This is a genomic window from Kitasatospora sp. NPDC036755, from assembly GCF_040636595.1.
In the GTDB taxonomy this organism is placed as follows: Bacteria; Actinomycetota; Actinomycetes; order Streptomycetales; family Streptomycetaceae; genus Kitasatospora.
Genome location: NZ_JBEZUT010000002.1, coordinates 19,359 through 38,332, shown reverse-complemented (window position 1 = coordinate 38,332; position 18,974 = coordinate 19,359). Strand labels below are relative to the sequence as shown.

General features: G+C 74.3%; 11 protein-coding genes. 2 read left to right on the top strand and 9 right to left on the bottom strand.

The window, feature by feature from the left end; all coding sequences use genetic code 11:
• The 4 genes from AB0E96_RS00755 to AB0E96_RS00740 form a co-directional block, all read right to left on the bottom strand.
• Complete coding sequence (locus tag AB0E96_RS00755; RefSeq protein WP_359816930.1) at nt 1-6,348, bottom strand: amino acid adenylation domain-containing protein; 6,348 nt, start codon at nt 6,346-6,348, stop codon at nt 1-3.
• A 147-nt stretch (nt 6,349-6,495) separates the two neighbouring features.
• Nucleotides 6,496-7,773 carry a serine hydrolase domain-containing protein gene (locus tag AB0E96_RS00750; protein ID WP_359816928.1) on the bottom strand — a complete coding sequence of 426 codons (1,278 nt, stop codon included), beginning with the start codon at nt 7,771-7,773 and terminating at the stop codon, nt 6,496-6,498.
• A 344-nt stretch (nt 7,774-8,117) separates the two neighbouring features.
• Nucleotides 8,118-10,688 (bottom strand): FtsX-like permease family protein, encoded by a 2,571-nt coding sequence (locus AB0E96_RS00745; RefSeq protein ID WP_359816926.1) that lies wholly within the window; start codon nt 10,686-10,688, stop codon nt 8,118-8,120.
• 3 nt (nt 10,689-10,691) lie between these two features.
• Nucleotides 10,692-11,408, bottom strand: coding sequence for an ABC transporter ATP-binding protein (locus tag AB0E96_RS00740; protein ID WP_359816924.1), 717 nt, complete (start codon nt 11,406-11,408; stop codon nt 10,692-10,694).
• 282 nt (nt 11,409-11,690) lie between these two features.
• On the opposite strand from AB0E96_RS00740, the gene AB0E96_RS00735 reads away from it, so the two are divergent.
• Nucleotides 11,691-12,983, top strand: coding sequence for a sensor domain-containing protein (locus AB0E96_RS00735; RefSeq protein ID WP_359816922.1), 1,293 nt, complete (start codon nt 11,691-11,693; stop codon nt 12,981-12,983).
• Entirely contained in the window at nt 12,971-13,633 is a 663-nt protein-coding gene (locus AB0E96_RS00730) for a response regulator transcription factor (RefSeq protein ID WP_359816920.1), read from the top strand. Before AB0E96_RS00735 ends, AB0E96_RS00730 begins: the two co-directional genes overlap by 13 nt.
• A gap of 53 nt (nt 13,634-13,686) precedes the next feature.
• On the opposite strand, the gene AB0E96_RS00725 is transcribed toward AB0E96_RS00730, so the two are convergent.
• From AB0E96_RS00725 to leuD, 5 genes are all read right to left on the bottom strand, one after another.
• Nucleotides 13,687-15,003 (bottom strand): MFS transporter, encoded by a 1,317-nt coding sequence (locus tag AB0E96_RS00725; protein ID WP_359816918.1) that lies wholly within the window; start codon nt 15,001-15,003, stop codon nt 13,687-13,689.
• Complete coding sequence (locus AB0E96_RS00720; protein WP_359816916.1) at nt 15,000-16,022, bottom strand: TauD/TfdA family dioxygenase; 1,023 nt, start codon at nt 16,020-16,022, stop codon at nt 15,000-15,002. Before AB0E96_RS00720 ends, AB0E96_RS00725 begins: the two co-directional genes overlap by 4 nt.
• 106 nt (nt 16,023-16,128) lie before the next feature.
• Nucleotides 16,129-17,157 carry an isocitrate/isopropylmalate dehydrogenase family protein gene (locus AB0E96_RS00715; RefSeq protein ID WP_359816914.1) on the bottom strand — a complete coding sequence of 343 codons (1,029 nt, stop codon included), beginning with the start codon at nt 17,155-17,157 and terminating at the stop codon, nt 16,129-16,131.
• Nucleotides 17,158-17,166: 9 nt separating this feature from the next.
• The gene (locus AB0E96_RS00710; protein WP_359816912.1) at nt 17,167-18,342 is read right to left on the bottom strand and encodes an aminotransferase class I/II-fold pyridoxal phosphate-dependent enzyme; all 1,176 of its coding nucleotides are present in this window, start codon (nt 18,340-18,342) and stop codon (nt 17,167-17,169) included.
• A complete protein-coding gene (gene leuD, locus AB0E96_RS00705) occupies nt 18,339-18,974 on the bottom strand; it encodes a 3-isopropylmalate dehydratase small subunit (protein ID WP_359816910.1) in 636 nt (211 codons plus the stop codon). The genes AB0E96_RS00710 and leuD overlap by 4 nt, the downstream gene beginning before the upstream one ends.

Sequence of the window (18,974 nt, the reverse complement as noted above, 5' to 3'; positions counted from 1 at the left end):
TCATTCCCCTCGGGCGCTGGTGCGGGTGGCGGCGTCCGGCTCGGGCCGGCGCAGCTGGGCGCGGGCCTTGGTGCGGACCACGCCGGCCAGGTCGGCGACGTTCCGTGCGGTGAAGACCTCGCGCACCGAGACGGTGACGCCGAAGACCTCGCGGATGCGGGAGACGGTCAGCAGGGTGAGGACGGAGCTGGCGCCCAGGGCGGCCAGGTCGTCCAGGACGCCGATCCGCTCGGTGTCCAGGACCTCCTCCCAGACGGCGGTCAGCGCCCGTTCCACCGCGTTGCGGGGCGCGGTGTAGGTGCGCCGGTGGCCGGGCCTGGCGGACGGCTTGGGCAGGGCGTTGCGGTCGATCTTGCCGCTGGTGGTCTCCGGGAAGGCCGCCAGGACGAGCAGGTGCGCCGGGACCATGTACTCGGGCAGGTCGGCGGCGAGCTTCTCCCGCAGCTGCTCGGGGTCGGGTTCGCCGGCGCCGTCCGGCACGACGTACCCGGTCAGCACCGCGGACCCGGAGCCGCCGGTCTCGGCCACCACCGCGGCCTTGGCCACGCCGGGCAGCCGCAGCAGGGCGGTCTCCACCTCGCCCAGTTCGATGCGGTAGCCGCGGACCTTGACCTGGTTGTCCAGGCGTCCCATGAAGTCCAGTTCGCCGTCGGGCAGCCAGCGCACGAGGTCGCCCGTGCGGTACAGCCGTTCTCCCGGCGCGAACGCGGTGTGGACGAAGCGTTCGGCGGTCAGCTCCGGCCGGTTGAGGTAGCCGCGGGCCACGCCGAGGCCGCCGACGTACAGTTCGCCGGGCACGCCGACCGGCACCGGGCGCTGGTGCTCGTCGAGCACGTAGGTGCGGGTCCCGGCGATGGCCGAGCCGATGGACGGCAGCCGTTCGTCACTGGCGTCCCCGCGCTCGCGCAGCACGGCCGCCGTGGTCAGCACCGTGGTCTCGGTCGGGCCGTAGTGGTTGACCAGCGTGAACGGGGCGTCCGCGGGCAGCCGGCGGCGGACCACGTCCGCGCCGGTGAGCATGTAGCGCAGCGCTCCCCGGTAGACGCCGGGCTGGTCCAGCACGGATTCCAGCCGCGGCGCCGGGACGACGGCGAGCGTGATCCGGTTGGCCACGATCCACTCGGTGAGCAGGTAGGGGTCGTCGAGCGCCTCGTCGGGGACGAACCACAGGCCGGCCCCGGCGGAGAGGTTGGCCCACTGCTCCAGCACGGTCGGGTCGAAGCCCGGCGCGACCAGCTGCGAGGCCCGGTCCTCCGGTCCCACCCGGTAGTGCTCGTGGTACCACCGCATCAGGTTCAGCACGTTGCCGTGCTCGATCTGCACGCCCTTGGGCCGGCCCGTGGAGCCCGAGGTGTAGAACACGTACGCGAGGTCGCCGCGGCCGGTGCGGACCTCGGGCGGTCCGCCCGCGTCCTGGCCGTCGTCGTCCTCGACGTACAGCACCAGGCCGTCCTCGGGCACCGGGCCGTCGGCGAGCTCCCGCTGGGTGACGACGACGCGCACGGCGGCGTCGCGCAGGATGTAGTCGGCCCGGTCCGCCGGGACGGCCGGGTCCAGCGGCAGCGCGGCGGCGCCCGCCTTGAGGACGGCCAGCTGGCCGACGGTCATCTCCGGGCCGCGGCGGGTGCGCACGGCGACGACGCTGCCCGGGCGGACCCCCCACCGCACCAGGCGGTGGGCGAGCGAGTCGGCCCACGCGTGCAGTTCCTCGAAGGTGAGGGTGCGGTCGCCGGACACCACGGCGGTCGCCCCCGGGCGCAGCCGGACCTGCTCGGCCAGCATCGCGGGCACGCTCGGGTGGTCGCGCCCGGCGGGCGGGGCCGCGGGGCCGCTCCACCGCTCGGTGACCAGCCGCCGCTCCTCCTCCGTCATCAGCGGCAGCTCGCCCAGCGTGCGGTGCGCGCCGGAGGAGAGCCCCGCCAGCAGCACCAGCACGTGCTCGGCCATCCGCTCGGCGGTGGTGCGGTCGAACAGGTCGGTGTTGTACTCCAGCCGGCAGGACAGCTCGCCGTCCCGCTCCTCGAACTCGAAGCCCAGGTCGAACATGGCGTTGATCCTGGGCAGCCGGACCTCCTCGGCCCGCAGCCCGCGCGACTCGACGGCCTGCACCCGCTTGAGCGTCACCCCCGCCTGGAACAGCGGGGTGCGGCCCGGGTCCCGCTCCGGCTGCAGCTCCTCGACCAGCCGGTCGAACGGCAGTTCCTGGTGGGTCAGGGCCTCCAGCACGGTGCGCCGGGTCCCGGCCAGGAATTCCCCGACCGTCGCCTCCGGGCGGACCTCGCCGCGCAGGACGAGGGTGTTGACGAAGTAGCCCAGCACGTTCTCCAGTTCGACCCGGTCGCGGCCGGAGACGATCGTGCCGACCGCCACGTCCCGCTGGCGGGCGTAGCGGGACAGCAGCAGCTGGACGGCCGCCACCAGCGTGCCGAACAGCGTGGTGGGCTGCTCCCGGCACAACTCGGCGAGCCGCTCGGAGAGTTCGGCGGGGACGGTGAACACGTGCTGGTCGCCGGCCGTGGTACGGACCTGCGGGCGGGGCCGGTCGGTCGGCAGCTCCAGCGGGCCGACGCCGGCCAACTGGCGCCGCCAGTAGGCCAGGTCCTCGCGCGGTCCGGCGCCGCTGCGCCGCTCCTCCTCGGCCCGCTGCCACACGGCGTAGTCCGCGTACCGCACCGGCAGCGGGGCCAGGGCCGCCGGCTCGCCGGTCGCGGCCTGCTCGTACAGGGCGCAGAACTCCCGCGCCAGCACGTCCTTGGACCAGCCGTCGGTGACGATGTGGTGCATGTCCAGCAGCAGCAGGTGCTCCCGCTCGGACAGCCGCACCAGCACCACCCGCAGCAGCGGCCCGCGGCGCAGGTCGAAGGGGCGGGCGGCGTGCTCGCGCAGCAGGGCGTCGAGCTCCCGGTCGCGCTCGGCGGCCGGGCGCGCGGACAGGTCCAGGTGCCGCACCGGCACCTGCGCGGTGTCGTGCACCCGCTGGCTCGCCCGGCCGTCGACGACGTCGAAGGTGGTGCGCAGCGCCTCGTGGCGGGCCACCAGCCCGCGCAGCGCCTCCTCGGCGCCCGCGGCGTCCAGCTCGCCGGTCAGCCGCAGGGCCAGCGGCGAGTTGTACTCGATGCCGCCCGGTTCGAACTCGTGCAGGAACCAGAGCCGCTGCTGTCCGTACGACAGCGGCAGCGGCCCGTCGAGGTCGGCCGTGCGCACCGGGCCGCCGCCGGTGCCGGAGCCGCCGAGGCGCTGGGCGAGGGCGGCCACGGTCGGGGCCTCGAAGAGGGTGCGGACGGACACCTCGTCGTCCAGCGCGGCCCGGATCCGGCTGACCAGCCGGGTGGCGAGCAGGGAGTGCCCGCCGAGGTCGAAGAAGCTGTCGTCGATGCCGATCCCGTCGACTCCCAGCACCTCGCAGAACAGCGCGTGCAGCTGCTCCTCCCGGGCGACGCGGGGTGCGCGCCGGGCCGTGGTCGGACCGAGCGCGGGCACCGGCAGCGCGGCCCGGTCGGCCTTGCCGTTGGGGGTCAGCGGCAGCTCCGTCAGCGGGACGACGGCGGCCGGGACCATGTAGTCGGGCAGCGCGGTCGCCAGGTGCTCGCGCAGCCGGGCCGGGTCGGGCTGCCGGCCGGCGGCCGCGACGGCGTAGGCCACCAGCCGTACGTCGCCCGGGCGGAGCTCCTTGGCCACCACGACGGCCTGGGCCACGTCGGCGTGCCGTTCCAGGACGGCCTCGATCTCGCCGAGTTCGATCCGGAAGCCGCGGACCTTGACCTGGTGGTCGCCGCGGCCGAGGAACTCCAGGTTGCCGTCGGCGCCCCAGCGGGCCACGTCGCCGGTGCGGTAGAGGCGCGCGCCGGGCTCGCCGGCGAAGGGGTCCGCGACGAAGCGCTCCGCGGTGAGGCCGGGGCGGCCCAGGTAGCCGTGGGCGACGCCGGCCCCGCCGATGTACAGGTCGCCGGCCACGCCGACCGGCACCGGCCGCAGCGCCGCGTCCAGGACGTGGACCCGGGTGTTGGCGACGGGCCGGCCGATGGTCGGGGCGCCGGGGCGGTCGTCGAGCCGGGCGGCGGTGGACCAGATGGTGGTCTCCGTCGGGCCGTAGAGGTTGACGACCTCGGTGCCCAGCTCCCGCATCGTCCGCGCGAGGGCGGCGGGCAGCGCCTCGCCGCCGACGGCCATCCGCAGTCCGCGCGCGGCCTCGGGCTGCTGCTCGCACAGCGCCTGCCACAGGCTGGGGGTGGCCTGCACGACGGTGGTGCCGGTGCCGGTGATCAGCTCGGCCAGGGCCCGCGGGTCGCGGGCGGTCTCGCGGTCGGCGAGCACCAGGGTGGCCCCGTGGGCCAGCGGCAGGTACAGCTCCAGGGCGGCGATGTCGAAGGCGATGGTGGTGACGGCCGTCCACACGTCGGCGGGGCCGAGCGGCAGCAGGTCGGCCATGGTGGACAGGAAGTTGGCCAGGGCCCGGCGGCCGACGACGACGCCCTTGGGCCGGCCGGTGGAGCCGGAGGTGTGGATGACGTACGCGGCCTGGTCGACGCCCGCCAGGGTGCGGCGCGCCGGCTCGACCGGCGGGGTGTCCGGCAGCGCGGCGAGTGCGCGCGCGGTGTCCGGCTCGTCCAGCAGGAGCAGCCGGGCCGGGTCGCCGGCGAGCCGTCCCGCGGCGCCGCGCTCGGTGACGACGGCGACGGGCGCGGTGTCGGACAGCACGTGGGCGATGCGCTCGGCCGGGTACTCCGGGTCGATGGGCACGTACGCCGCGCCGGTCTTGGAGACCGCGATCAGGGACGCCACCAGATCGGTGCCGCGGGGCAGCGCGAGGGCGACGAAGGCGCCGGGGGCGGCGCCCCGGTCGGCCAGGGCCCGGGCGAGCCGGTTGGCGCGGGCGTCCAGTTCGGCGTAGCTGGTGGTGCGACCGGCGTGCACCACGGCCGGTGCCTGCGGGCAGGCGCGCGCCCGTTCCTCGAAGAGGTCGGCGACGGTGCGGTCCGGCACCGGCCGGGCGGTGGCGTTCCACTCGGTCAGCACCCGCTCGCGCTCGGCGTCGTCCAGCACGTCGAAGCTGTCGAGCGCCCGCTCGGGGGCGTCGACGGCCTCGGCGAGCAGCCGGGGGAAGGCCTCGGCGAGGCGGCGCGCGGTCGGCTCGTCGAACAGCTCGCGGCTGTACTCGACGAGGACGTCCAGGCCCTGCGGGGCGCCGTCCCGGTGCTCCGGCACCACCCGCACGTGGAGGTCGTACGGCGAGCTGGTGGCGGGCACGTCCTGGGGCCGCGCGGCGAGGTCGCCGAAGGCGTCCGGGGCGGGCACCGGCCGGGCGAGGTCGAGGACGACCTGGCACAGCGGGTGCCGGTTGAGCGCCCGGTCCGGGCGCAGCGCGTCGACCAGCCACGGGAAGGGCAGCGCGCCGTGGGCGCGGGCGGCGGCGGCCGTGGCCGCGCAGGCGCGCACCAGGTCGGCGAAGCTCCCGCCGTCCGGCACGGCGGTGCGCAGCACCACGGTGTTCTCCAGCGGGCCGACCACGGCCGCCTCGTCCTGGCCGCGGCCGCTGAGCGTGGTGCCCAGCGGCAGGTCGTCGCCCGCGCCGAAGCGGCGCAGCACGGCGGCGAACGCGGCGTGCAGGACGGCGAAGGAGTCGGTGCCGGTGCGGGCGGCCAGGTCCTCGACGGCCCGGTGGCCGTCGGCGTCCAGGCGCAGGCGCAGCCGGGCGCTGCGGTAGCCGGCGACGGCCGGGCGCGGGCGGTCGGCCGGCAGCTGGAGCTGTTCGGGCGCGCCGGCCAGGGCCCCGCGCCAGAACTCCAGTTCGGTCGTGGTGACCGGGGTCGGCCGTTCGACGGTGCCGAGCGCCTCGGCCTGCCGGGCCGCCGGCCCGGCGTACTGCACGGGCCGGTCCGGTGCGGGGCTCCCGCCGCGGGCGCGGGCGGCGTAGGCGTCGGCCAGGTCGTCCAGCAGGGGCCGCCAGGACGCCTCGTCCCCGGCGATGCGGTGCAGCACCAGCAGCAGGACGTGCTCGTCGGGGGCGAGCCGGAACACCTCGGCGCGCAGCGGAACGTCCCTGGTCAGGTCGAAGGGGCGGGCCGCCGCCTCCGCCAGCTCGCGGTCCAGCCCGTCCGGGTCGGCGGGGCGCACCGCCAGGTCGGCGAACGGCTCCCGCGCGGGGCGCGGCTCCGGCCGGCAGCGGCCGTCCTGCTCGGTGTGGACGGTGCGCAGCAGGTCGTGACGGGCCAGCAGGTCGGCCAGCGCGGCTCTGAGCGCGGCCTGGTCGAGGGCGCCGACGAGCCTCGTGGCGCGGGCGAGCGTCTCTCCGGCACCGGATTCCTGGAGCCGGTTCAAGAACCACAGCCGCAGCTGGACGGGGGACAATCCGCCGGGCGTGGCGTCGGATTCCGGATAAACGCGCCGGGTGCTGTTCGTTCCTGTCACTTCCATACTCCACCGAATAAGTCGCGCGAGAAGGGAGGCAGCATTGATCAGAGAATTTCAGGGGCTGTTCACGGAGGAGTTCCCGATTCATTCCGCGTACGGCACGTCACGGCGCAGCACGCGTCCGGCGAACTGCAGGAGCGGGCCGTTCCCGGGGGCCGGGTGCGGCAGGAACCGGCCGGCGTACGGGGCTTCCGGGAGATCGGTCCGGTGGGCCGAGAAGCGGCCCCGGTCGTCGAGGTCGAGCCGGTAGCGCGCCCCGGTGTCGTCGTCGAGGTGGAGCGGTCCGCCGGCGGCGCCGGTGACGCGGTAGACCAGGGTGCCGTTGGCCCAGGTGCCGGTCAGGTCCGGTCCGCCGGGGGCGGCGGCCGGGCCCGGCCCGGGCTGTCCGGACGGGGGCGAGCCGACGTCCCGGCCCCGGGCGCGCAGCCCGTCGGTGAGCTCGCGCCACAGGGCGAGCCCGGCCGTGGAGTCGGTGACCAGGGCCAGCACGGTGCCGTCGGCCGGCTGGATCCGCAGGTTGCAGGTGGTGCCGCCGCCCATCGCGTCCAGGCCGAGCCACGGCCGGTCCGGGTCGCCGTACCGGGCCCAGCCCAGGCCGAAGCCGTCGGCGAGCCCGTACGGTTCGGCGCCCGGCGCGGGGCCCCGCATCGCCGCGACGCCCTCCTCGTCGAGCAGCGCGTCGTGCGCGGCGTCGCGCACCGCGAGGTGCAACCGGGCGAAGGCGACCAGGTCCTCGACGGTGCCGGCCAGTGCCGCCGCCGGCGCCAGGGCCGCGGGGACGAGGACCTCCACCGGCACGGCGCCCGTCGCGGTGACGGCGTGGCCGACGGCCACGGACGGGTCGGCGGCGGTCTGCCCCGGCCCGGGCAGGTGGGCGGGGGTGATGCCGAGCGGGCGGAGCAGGAAGGTGTCCACGGCCTCGCGCCAGGTCAGTCCGGTCACGGACTCGATCAGCCGGCCGACGAGCGCGAAGCCCGCATTGGAGTAGGAGAAGGCGCTGCCCGGCGGGAAGAGCAGGTCGGGCTTTCCGGCGGCGGCCGTGAAGCCGCGCGGCGTCCACTCGTCGCCGTCCAGGTCACCGACCAGGCCGCTGGTGTGGCTCAGCAGGTGGCGCAGGGTCGCCGCCCCCAGACCGTTCGGCGCGGCCGCGAACTCCTCGCCGTACCGGGCGAGTTCGGCGTCCAGGTCGAGGTCGCCGTCGGCCACCAGCTGCATCGCCAGGGTGGCGGTGAACAGCTTGGTGACGGAGGCGAAGGGAAAGCGCAGCGCGGCCGCCTCCGGCCCGCCGACGTGGGCCGTCCGCACTCCCGTGTCGTCGAGCAGCGCGAGCTGGGCGTGCGGCACGCCGAAATCGGCGGCCATTCGATGGAATTCGGCGACAAGTCCCGGTGACACCAGGAACCCCCTCTACTCTGCTTTTCGCGACGGGCAGCAGACAGCCTGGAAAGCCGCGAATTCCACGGGATGCCATGGTCCGCGACTCGGGAAGATCGACTTGTTTCCCTGAAGGCTAGCACGGGGGTTTTCCGCCGGTCAGCGTCCTTAAGTCAACTGTGAAAAACGCTGGTTGGCATTCTGCGGTTGCCGGGGGCTACACACCGGAAGAGTGTCCGGAAGAGGAGATTCGTGTGGGGCCGATCACACGAGAAAAGCCCGTGGCGCGTCCGGACGGACGCGCCACGGGCCGTGACCGGGCCGGCGGGCGGCTATTCGCGCAAACCGATGCCCTCCACCGGGCGGGTCCGCAGCGCGAGCTTGGTCGGCACCAGGATCGCGCCGAGCCCGATGAGCGCGGTCACCGCGACGATCCCCAGGTACAGCAGCACGGGGAAGTGCGGCACCGGCGAGCCGGTCAGCCCCAGGCTCACCGTGACCAGCGGCAGCAGCGGCACCACGGTGCCGACCACCACCGCGATGGCCACCACCATCCCGGCCTCCACCCGCATCATCCGCACCACCTGGTCCCGCGGCGCGCCCACCAGGCGCAGCAGCGAGAACTCCCGCACCCGGCCCAGGGTCGCCAGGACGAGCGTGTTGGCGACCGAGATCGCCAGGTAGCCGAAGACCAGCGCCAGCGGCAGCGCGCTGGTCAGCACCGACGACGTGGCCTGGTCCTGCTGCGCGGCCGAGAGCCCGCCCTGGTCCAGGACCTTGAGGCCCGGGTACCGGCCGGACAGGCCGCGCAGCGCCTTGCCGACCTGCCCCTTGTCGGCGCCCGGCGCGGTCTTGACGAACACCGCGTCCTCCAGCTGGCGGGTGCTGTGCGCCAGCACCGTCTCCTGCGGGAGCGTCACGTCGCCGAAGCCGAGGCCCCGGTCGTACACCGCGACCACCGTGGGCTTGATCTCGGCCCCGTCCGGGAGGTTCAGCCGCACCCGGTCGCCCACGTGCGCGCCGAGCGTGGCGGCCGCGCCGCCGCTGATGGCCGCCACGTCGCCGCGCAGGTTGTCCAGGCTGCCCTCGGTGACGCCCAGGTCCATGGTCTTCGCCACCCCGTCGGGAGTGACGCCCTGCGCCTGGTACTTGAAGATCTCCGGGGAGTCGATGACCTTCCGGGAGCCGTGCACCTGGACCCGGATCACCCCCGTGGCCGCCGCGACCCCGGGGACGGCCGCGGCCTCCTTGACCACCCCGATCGGCGGCCCGCCGGGCCCGCCCTGCAGGGTGTACTCGGCGACGATGCCCGCCTCGGCCTGGTCCGAGGCCGCCGCCGAGGTCGTCGTCGGGATGCACAGCTGCACCAGGGCGAAGCCGATCGCCAGGGTGAGCGGCCCGATGCCGGCCGCCAGCCGGCGGGCGTTGGCCCGGGTGTTGGCGACCGCCAGGTAGCCGTGCGGGCCGGTGCGCCGGCGGACCGGCCCGGACATCAGCCGGCTGGCCATGCTCACCACCGGCGGCGCCAGCATCAGCACCGCGATGATCATGACGAGCCCGCCGGTGCCCGCGCCGGCCACCGCGAAGACGCTGCCGAAGAACAGCGGCAGCAGCGACGCCCCGACGCCGAGCAGGAACAGCAGCACACCGAAGAAGGCGCGGCCCCGGCCCAGCTTCGCCGGTTCGATCTGGGCCTCGCCCATCGCCTCCACCGGCTTGATCGCCACCGCCTTGCGGGCCACCCCGACGGCGGCCGCCTCGGCGGCGATCACCGACGCGACGACGGCGACGAAACAGGGGATCGGGCCGGCGGAGAACGCGAAGTCGCCGGGCACCATGCCGATCACGCTCAGCGCGCCCATCAGCACCTTGGCCACCAGGATGCCCGGCAGGCACCCGATCACCGACGCCACCAGGGAGATGATCAGGACCTCGGCCGCCATCATCTTGTAGATCTGGCGCGGAGTGGCCGCGACGGCCCGCAGCAGGGCCAGCTCCCGGCGGCGCTGGTGCACGTTGAGGGCGAGGGTGCTGGCCACGACGATCATCGCGATCAGCACGACCGTCGCCCCCAGCGAGCCCGCCAGCTCGACCAGGTTGGACTGGGCGGAGGCCACGTCGTGGAACTCCACCTGGCTGCGGTCCTCGCCCAGGTAGGTGTCGGCGCCGGACCCGGCCAGCTTCTTGTCGATCCGGTCCGCCACCTTGCCCGGGTCGGTGCCCGGCGCGACCAGCACCCCGACCGCGTCGATCTTGCCGGGGTGGCCGTAGAGCGTGGTCGCCTCGCCGTCGCTGAAGAACAGCGCCGCCGAGCGCAGCGGCCCGCCCTGGTCCTTCAGCGAGGCCACGCCGGTGACGGTGTACTCCCGCGCCTCCTGGGTGGTCGCCAGCCGCACCTTCTGCCCGGGCGAGACCTTCACCCGCTCGGCGAGCCGCGAGTCCAGCACCACCTCGCCCGCGCGCTGCGGCGCCTGCCCCTTGTCCAGCACGAAGGGGCCCAGCACCGAGCTGGACCAGCTGTGGCCGGCCGACGCCTGCTCACCGCCGCCGTCGTCCAGCCCGCCGTGCCCGTCCACCACCTCGGCGGGGAAGCTGACGTCCGGCACCGCCCGCTGGACGCCCTCGACGGAGGCCACCTTGTCGACCGCGTCGCTGTTCAGCGGCGCGGGCTGGAGCAGCGACTTCGACTTGGTCTTGCCGTCGGTGACCTTGAACGACTGCTTGCCGCCGACCACCACCGGGGCCCCGGCGTAGCGCTGGGTCGCCACCCCCGAGCCGAGGCCCGACTGCAGCAGGACGCCGAACGCCGTGATCAGCATCGACGCCCCGACCAGGGCGATGAACGCCCCGACGAGTCCTGCCTTGCGCTCCCGCAAGGTCATCAGGACGAGCTTGAACTCCACCTGCTACCACTCCTCGAGGCGGGTCATGCGCGCGGCCACCCGGTCGGGAGTCGGAGCTTCCATCACCTCCGCGAAGGCGCCGTCCCGCAGGAACACCACCCGCTGCGCGAAGGAGGCGGCCACCGGGTCGTGGGTCACCATGACGACGGTGTTGCCGTCCCGGTCCACGATCTCCCGCAGCAGGGCGAGCACCTGGCGGCCGGTACGGCTGTCGAGGGCGCCGGTCGGCTCGTCGGCGAAGATCACCTCGGGCCTGGTGATCAGCGCCCGGGCGACCGCCACCCGCTGCTGCTGCCCGCCGGACAGCTGCGCCGGCCGGTGCTGCAGGCGGTCGGACAGCCCGACCCGCCGGGCCACCTCCTCCAGCCAGTCCCGCTCCGCCATCCGCCCGGCCAGCATCAGCGGCAGCGTGATGTTCTCCGCCACCGTCAACGACCCCAGCAGGTTGTACGCCTGGAAGATGAACCCGACCCGCTCCCGGCGCAGCATCGTCAGCTGCGCCTCGTCCAGCGTCGCCAGATCCGTCCCGCCCAGCCACACCGAGCCCTCGGTCGGCCGGTCCAGGCCGGCCGCACAGTGCAGGAAGGTGCTCTTGCCGGCGCCCGAGGGGCCCATCACCGCGGTGAACGACCCGCGTTCGAAGTTGATGGTGAGGTCGCGCAGCGCGTAGACCTCCCCGGCGTCCCGGCCGTACCTCTTGCTGACCGATCGCAGCTCCACCGCCCAGCGGCTCTGGGGCTCGCCGGCCCCGGGCTCAGCACCAGGATGCGTGCCGCCGAACTGCTGCCTAGTGACCTCGCCGTGCGCCACCGCACGTCTCCCTTCCCGCACCACTCACGACGTACCGCACTCACGCTAGGGCGTCGGGACCCGTCAGAACCATGACGTTTACTGGAGTTCAAAAGGTGCAGCTGTCTGCCCCCCTGTTCGGGTGATGACGCACGGTCAGCACCCCGCAGTGATAGCGTGGGCGGAAACGGGCGGTTGGGGGCTTTGGCGACGATGGGTGACGATCCTCAGCGGCCGGTCCGCCGTGACGCGGACCCGCCGGTCGTGCGGCAGGAGTTCGTCGAGCGCTTCGGCCTCTCCCTGAGGTACCTCGTGACCGCCGGCGGCACCGCACTGGTGGCCTTCCTCGGCTTCTACGCCCTCCTCGCCGTGTTCGTGCTGAGCCTGGTGGGCCCCGGGCTGGTGCTGTTACCGCTCTGCCTGGCCCGGCTCCGCCGGGTGGCCGACGCCCACCGCCGGCGCGCCGGGGAGCTGCTGGGCTGCGAGATCCCGTCCTCCTACCGCGAGTCCGGCGGGAAGGTCCTGGTCCGCGCCCAGGTGATGCTCACCGACAAGGCCACCTACACCGACCTGCTGTGGCTGTTCGCCCACGCCGTGCTGGGCACGATCGGTGCCGCGCTGGCCATAGGGCTGTGCGCGGGGACGGCCAGCTGGCTGACCATCCCGCTGTGGTGGCAGATCGTGCCCAGGCCGGCGGAGCTGATCGTCTGGAACATCGACTCGTGGGGCGCGGCGCTGGGGGCCTCCTTCGCCGGCCTGGCCTACGGCGTGCTCGCCGCCTATCTGCTGCCCTGGTACGCCCGGTTGCACGCCCTGATGACCCGGGCCCTGCTCAAGCCCCGCAAGCGCCGGACCTCGCTGGCCAAGCGCGTCGAGGAGCTGACCATCACCCGGGCCGAGGCGCTGGAGGCGCACGCCGCCGAACTGCGCCGCATCGAGCGGGACCTGCACGACGGGGCGCAGGCCGGGCTGGTGTCGGTCTCGCTGCGGCTGGCCGTGATGAAGCAGGTACTGAAGGACAATCCCGAGAAGCTGCCCGAAATGATCGACCAGGCCCGGGACTTGACCGACCAGGCGGTGCAGTCGCTGCGCACCGCCGTCCGGTCCATCTATCCGCCGGTGCTGGTCGACCACGGCCTGGCCGAGGCGGCCCGCTCCCTGGTGGCGTCCTGCCAGATCCCCACCAAGCTGGACCTCGAGTACGGCAGCAAGGGGTCCAGGGCGCCCGCCGCCGTGGAGGCCGCGGCCTACTTCGTCATCTCCGAGGCGCTGACGAACGTCGCCAAGCACAGCGGGGCCGAGGCCAGCGAGGTGCAGCTGCGCACCACCGAGAGCAGGATTCACATCGCCGTGTGGGACAACGGCAAGGGCGGGGCGAGGACCGGCCCCGGCAGCGGGATCAGCGGCATCAAGCGCCGCGTCGCCGCGTTCGACGGCGTCACCGAGCTGCACAGCCCGCCCGGTGGACCGACAGTACTTCGAGTGGAGCTTCCGTGCGGATCGTGATCGCCGAGGACAACGCCCTGCTGCGGGAGGGTCTGTCACTCCTGCTGACCAGCGTGGGCCACGAGGTCTGCGCGACGGTGGAGGACGGGGACAGCCTGCTGCCCACGCTCCTCGAACACCGCCCGGACATCGCCGTGCTCGACGTCCGGCTGCCGCCGACCTACCGGGACGAGGGCCTGCGCGGCGCGGTGACCGCCCGGGAGAAGCTCCCCGACCTGCCGGTGCTGGTGCTGTCCCAGTACGTCGAACACGCCTACGCCGCCCAGCTGCTGGTCCACGGCGCCTCCGGCGTGGGGTACCTGCTCAAGGACCGGGTCGGGCGGGTGGAGGAGTTCCTCCAGGCACTGGACCGGGTCGCGGGCGGCGGGGTCGCCATGGACCCGGAGGTGATCTCCCAGCTGATGGTGCGCCGGGTGCGCAACGACCCGCTGGACGCGCTCAGTTCGCGCGAGCGCGAGGTGCTCTCGCTGATGGCCGAGGGGCACGGCAACGGCGCCATCGCCAAGCTGCTGTTCATCGCCGAGACATCCGTGAACAAGCACATCGGGAACATCTTCGTGAAGCTCGGGCTGCCGGCCGCGGACGGCGGCCACCGCCGGGTCCGCGCCGTGCTCACCTACCTGAACTCGATAGCGGCACAGGGCGATTGAGCCGGGTGCCGGCGGGAACGGAACGGCCGGGCCCGTGGCACGGGCCCGGCCGTTCACTGCGCCGCTTCCGCCGTCTCCGGCGCTTCCGGCGCCTGCGCCGGGGCACCGGGCCCGGGCAGCGCGCGGATCGCGCCGCTGAACGTGGCCGCCAGCGCCAGCAGCACCAGGACCGCCGTGGCGGAGAGCACCGTGGCGACCGCCCCGGAGAACTCCAGCAGCGCCCCGCCCGCGACCGCGCCCAGGGCGGAGGCCGCCCCCAGGCTCACCCCGATCGCCCCGGCCAGCCGGCCGCGCATCTCGTCCGGCGTGGTCGTCATCTGGTGGGTGACGATGATCGCCGTCGCGGTCGGCGCGAGGAACGCCACGCAGCCGAGCACCGCCCCGTACGCGTAGCCGGCGGGCAGCACCGCCAGCAGCGGCACCAGGACGCTCGCCCCCCAGCTCAGCAGCGTCAGCGCGGTGTACGGCGTCAGCCGCAGCCGCAGCCGGGGCGCGGCGAGCGCGCCCAGGACGCCGCCCGCGCCCATCAGCATCCCGATCGCCCCGACCTGTCCCCCGGCCCCGGCCTGCTGCGCCATGCCGATGGCCACCAGCAGCAGCCCGCTGAAGACCGCGTTGAAGCCCATGGTGAGCCCCACCGTGACCCGCACCAGGCGGTGGGCCCACAGCCAGCGCAGACCCGCCAGGGTGTCGTGCAGCAGGCCCCCGGAGCCGGCGGCGGCGATCTGCCGCCGCGGCTCGGGCGCCCGCAGGAACAGCAGGGTGAGGAACGCGCCCAGCGAGGCCACCGCCTGGGCCGCGAACGGCAGCACCCGCATCGCGTTGTACAACACCCCGCCGAGGCCCGGTCCGGTGATCGTGGCGACGTAGTAGCGCGCGGTGTTGCGGGACACCGCCGAGGACAGCTGCTCCCGCGGCACGACCATCGGCAGCAGGGCCTGGTCGGCGGCGCTGAACAGCGCGGTGGCCACGCCCTCGACCACGGCCACCGCCAGGATCAGGGAGAGCGGCGCCCGCCCGACGGCGATGGCGACGGCCAGCACTCCCAGGGCCAGGGCCCGCGCGGCCTCGGACGCCAGCAGCACCCGCTTGCGCGGCAACCGGTCCGCCACCGCACCGGCCGGCAGCCCCGCCAGCATCCGGGAGGCGGCGACCGCGAACTCCACCAGCGAGGCCTGGAAGACCGAGCCGGTCATCGCGATCACCAGCAGCGGATAGGCGAACAGCGTCGCCTGGGAGCCCAGTTGGGAGAGCACGTTGCTGGTCCACAGCAGGTTGTACTCGCGGTTGCGGCCCAGCGGACGGGCGGGCGTCGTCTCCTCCGCCCGCCCGTCGGACCGCGCCGCCGCCGGCTCGGTCCGCTCCCTCACCCCGAGTGTCCCGCGGGGCCGCCGGGCAGCGCGGTCCGCTCCACCGGGCGCAGCTCGGCCCAGGACAGCGCGTCCGCCATGCTCACGAACAGCTCGCGGGGCGGCACGAACGGCGCCCGGCCGTGGGCCACGCTCAGGTTGTCCACGATCAGCACGTCACCGGTGCGGCAGGTCACGTCGAGCTGGTGGTCGCGGTAGCCGGCGTGCAGCGCCTCGATGACGTCCGGGGCGATCTCCGTGCCGTCGGCGTGGAAGGTGTTGGTCGGGATGCTGCGGGGCCCGTACTCCTCCAGCAGCAGCTCGGCCAGGTCCTGGTCCAGCGAGCTGGAGTGGAAGAACGTCATGTGGTTGAACCACGTCTTCCTGCCGGTCTCCGGGTGGGTTCCCACCGCCCAGCGCACCTGCCGGGTCTGGACGTGGTCCTCGGCCAGCCACTCCACCTCGATGCCGTTGTCCGCGCAGTAGCGCCGCACCTGGTCCGGGTCCTCGGTGCCGAACGCCTGCTGCCAGGTCAGGCCCAGCCCGGGCAGGAAGTTGCGCACCAGGAGGTAGCCCTCCCGGTCGAACCGCTCGACGACCTCGCGCGGCAGCGCGTCGTGGATGGCCCGGCAGTCGGCGAGCCGGTTCGCCCCGCCGACGGGGGCGCCCTGCCGGCAGAAGAAGAACAGGTAGCGCGGCACGGTGAGGTTGTAGGACTGCTCGGTGTGGAGGAAGATCTCCTCGGTCGGCGGGTGGTCCGTCGCCGTGAACACGCCGGGGTGCAGTTCGGTGCGCGGCGAGGAGCGCTCGGTGTAGTCCAGCGGCGAGCCGACGACGTGCTTGACGAAGGCGTCCAGGTCGTTCCAGTCGGCCCAGTCGTATCCACTCAGCAGTGCGGCGCCGTGCTCGACGACCCGTTCGCGGATGAACGGGCCGTGCTGGACGCCGAGTTCGGTCAGTGCGTGGCGGCCCGGGCTGGACACCCCGCAGACCAGCCCGCCGAGCCGGCGCTCCGTTTCCAGGGTGATCGCTGAGGTCATGGGAACGTGCTCCTCCTGTTGTCCGGCTCCTGCCGGATCCTTCGGTCCGTTGGGGAGGGGCGACGGCCGCCCGTTCGGCCCGCCGCCCGGCGGCGTGGTGCCGGGGTCAGTCCAGTGCCGCCCGGATCGCCTCGCCGGCCTGACGCGTGGTCAGGGTGCCGCCGAGGTCCGGCGTGCAGCGGCGCTCGGCGATGGTCCGGCGCACCGCCTGCTCCAGCGCCTGGGCCTCGCTCTTCAGCCCCCGGTCGCGCAGCATCAACGCGGCGCTCAGCACGGCGCCCGCGGGGTTGGCGAGCCCCTTGCCGACGATGTCGGGCGCGCTGCCGTGCACCGGCTCGTACAGGCCGACGCCGGTCAGCGGGTTGATGTTCGCCGAGGCGGCGGTGCCGAGCCCGCCGGCGAGCTCGGCGGTCAGGTCGCTGAGGATGTCGCCGTAGGAGTTGTTGGCGACGATCACGTCGAAGGACGTGGGGTCGTTGACGAGCTTCATCGCCGCGGCGTCCACGTACAGGTGGGTCGACTCCAGCTCGGGGTGGCGCGCGACGGCCTCCCGCCGCACCCGCTGCCACAGCCGGCCGCCGAACGGCACCGCGTTGGACTTGTCCACCACGCACACCGACCGGCGGGCGATGCCGTAGGCGTACTCGACGACCCGCGACACCCCCAGGTAGGTGCTCATCTCCTGGTCGACGGCGACCTCGTCGGGTGTGCCGCCCCGCAGGATGCCACCGACGCCGCTGTAGAGGCCCTCGGTGTTCTCGCGCACCACGACGCAGTCGATGCCGCGGCGGGACTCGTCGCGCAGCGGGCTGAGCCGGTCGTCCAGCAGGACCGCCGGGCGGTAGTTGACGAACAGGTCCAGCTCCGTGCGGAGCCTGAGCAGCACCCCGCGGGCGTAGTCGGTGCTGGTCACCCGCGGGTCGCCGACGGCGCCGAACAGCACCGTCCCGGTGCCGCGGATGAGCTCCAGCTCGTCGTCGGTCAGGGCCACGCCCTCCCGCAGCCAGCGGTCGGCGTTGATCCGGTCGAGGACGGTGAACTCCAGGTCCGCGCCGAGGGCCTGGAGCGTCTTGAGGGCCTCCTCGGTCACTTCGGGGCCTATGCCGTCACCGGGTATCACGATGATCTTCTGCACGGGATCGTCCTAGGGTCGGCCGGTCAGGCGGCGGTGGGCTTCGAGGAGGGTCGCCTCGGGTCGGTTGAAGGCCACCCGCACGTACGGGTCGCCGTGCCGCGGGTCGGCGAAGAACGGGGTGGCCGGGGCCACCAGCACCCCGGTCCGCTCGGCCAGCTCGCGGGCGAACCGCGGGCTGGGCTCGTCGGTGAGGCCGGCGATCCCGGCCATCACGTAGATGCCGCCCCGGGGCGCGGAGCAGCTGAAGCCCGCTTCGGTGAGCGCCCGGACGGCGTGGTCGCGCATCGTGCGCATCGACTCGGCCGGGTCCCAGCCGTCGTGCAGGGCCGGCCCGGCGTGCGCCATGGCGTGCTGCAGGGGCGCCGCGGCGCCGCCGGTGGTCGCGATGTGCACCTGGCGCAGCAGCCGGGTCCACGGCTCGGCGGCGCGCAGGTACCCCAGGCGCCAGCCGCTGACGGAGTGGCTCTTGGAGAAGCTGCCGAGCACGATGCTCCGCTCGGCGAGCCCGGGCACCTCGGCGGCCGAGCGGTGCCGGGCGCCGTCGTAGACGTACGGGGCGTACACCTCGTCGGAGACGGCGACCACGTCCCACGTGGCGCACTGCTCGGCGATCAGGTCCAGTTCCTCGTCGGTCAGCAGCCGGCCGGTCGGGTTGGCCGGGCTGTTGAGCACGATCGCCCTGGTGCGCGGGCCGAAGGCGGCGGTGAGCGCGGCCGGGTCGGGGGCCCAGTCCGGGCCCTGGGCGGGCACGAACCGCGGCACCCCGCCGGCCAGCGCGACGGCGCTGAGGAAGTTCTCGTAGAAGGGTTCCAGGAGGATGACCTCGTCGCCGGGGTCGACGGCGGCCAGCAGGGCCACCGCGAGCGCCTCGCTGGCGCCGGCGGTGACCGTCAGCTCGGTGGCCGGGTCGGGCCGGCCCGGGAGGGAGCACGCGATCCACTCGCGCAGCAGCGCGTTCCCGTCCGGGTTCTCGTACTGGTTCACGCCCTCGTGGAGCGCGTGCACGGCGTGCTTGATCAGCTCGGGCGGGGTGGCGGGCCACCCGGGGGTGCCGGCGGCGAGGTTCACCACGTCGCCGCCGGCCGCCTTGAGCAGCCCGACCAGGCCGCCGCCGGGGAGCCGGCGCACGCGCTCGGCCCCCAGCGGACGGCTGGTCGGGGTGGTGCGGGGGTGGGACGGGTTCACCGTGCTCCCCCCGCGGCGAACTCTGCGAACTCGGCCCCCGATCCCCGGGGGACGGTGGGGAGCCAGGACGGGCGGTTGCGCTCGTACGCCTCGATCAGCTCGCCGCGCCGTACGGTCAGTTCGATGGTGTCCAGGCCCTGCAGCAGCAGTTCCCGGGCCCGCTGCTCGGCCTCGAAGTCCCAGCTGCGGTCGCCCGCCCGGAGCTTCAGCTCCCGGAGGTCGACGGTGACGGCGAAGGCCGGGTCGCGCTCGGCCTCGGCCATCAGCTCCTCGACCACCTCCACCGGCTGGTCGACCGGGATCAGGCCGTTGTTCATGGCGTTGCGCCGGAAGATGTCGCCGAAGCCGGTGGCGACGACCGCGACGAAGCCGCCGTCCTTCAGCGCCCACACCGCGTGCTCCCGCGAGCTGCCGATGCCGAAGTTGCGGCCGGCCAGCAGGACGGTCGCCCCGGTGTGCTCCGGGCGGTTGAGGACGAACTCGGGCTCCTGGCGCCAGCGGGCGAACAGGGCGTCCTCGTAGCCGCTCTTGACGACGCGCTTGCAGTACTCGGCGGGGACGATCTGGTCGGTGTCGACGTCGTCGCGACGCAGCGCCACCGCCCGCCCGGTATGCGTGATCAGGGGTTGCAT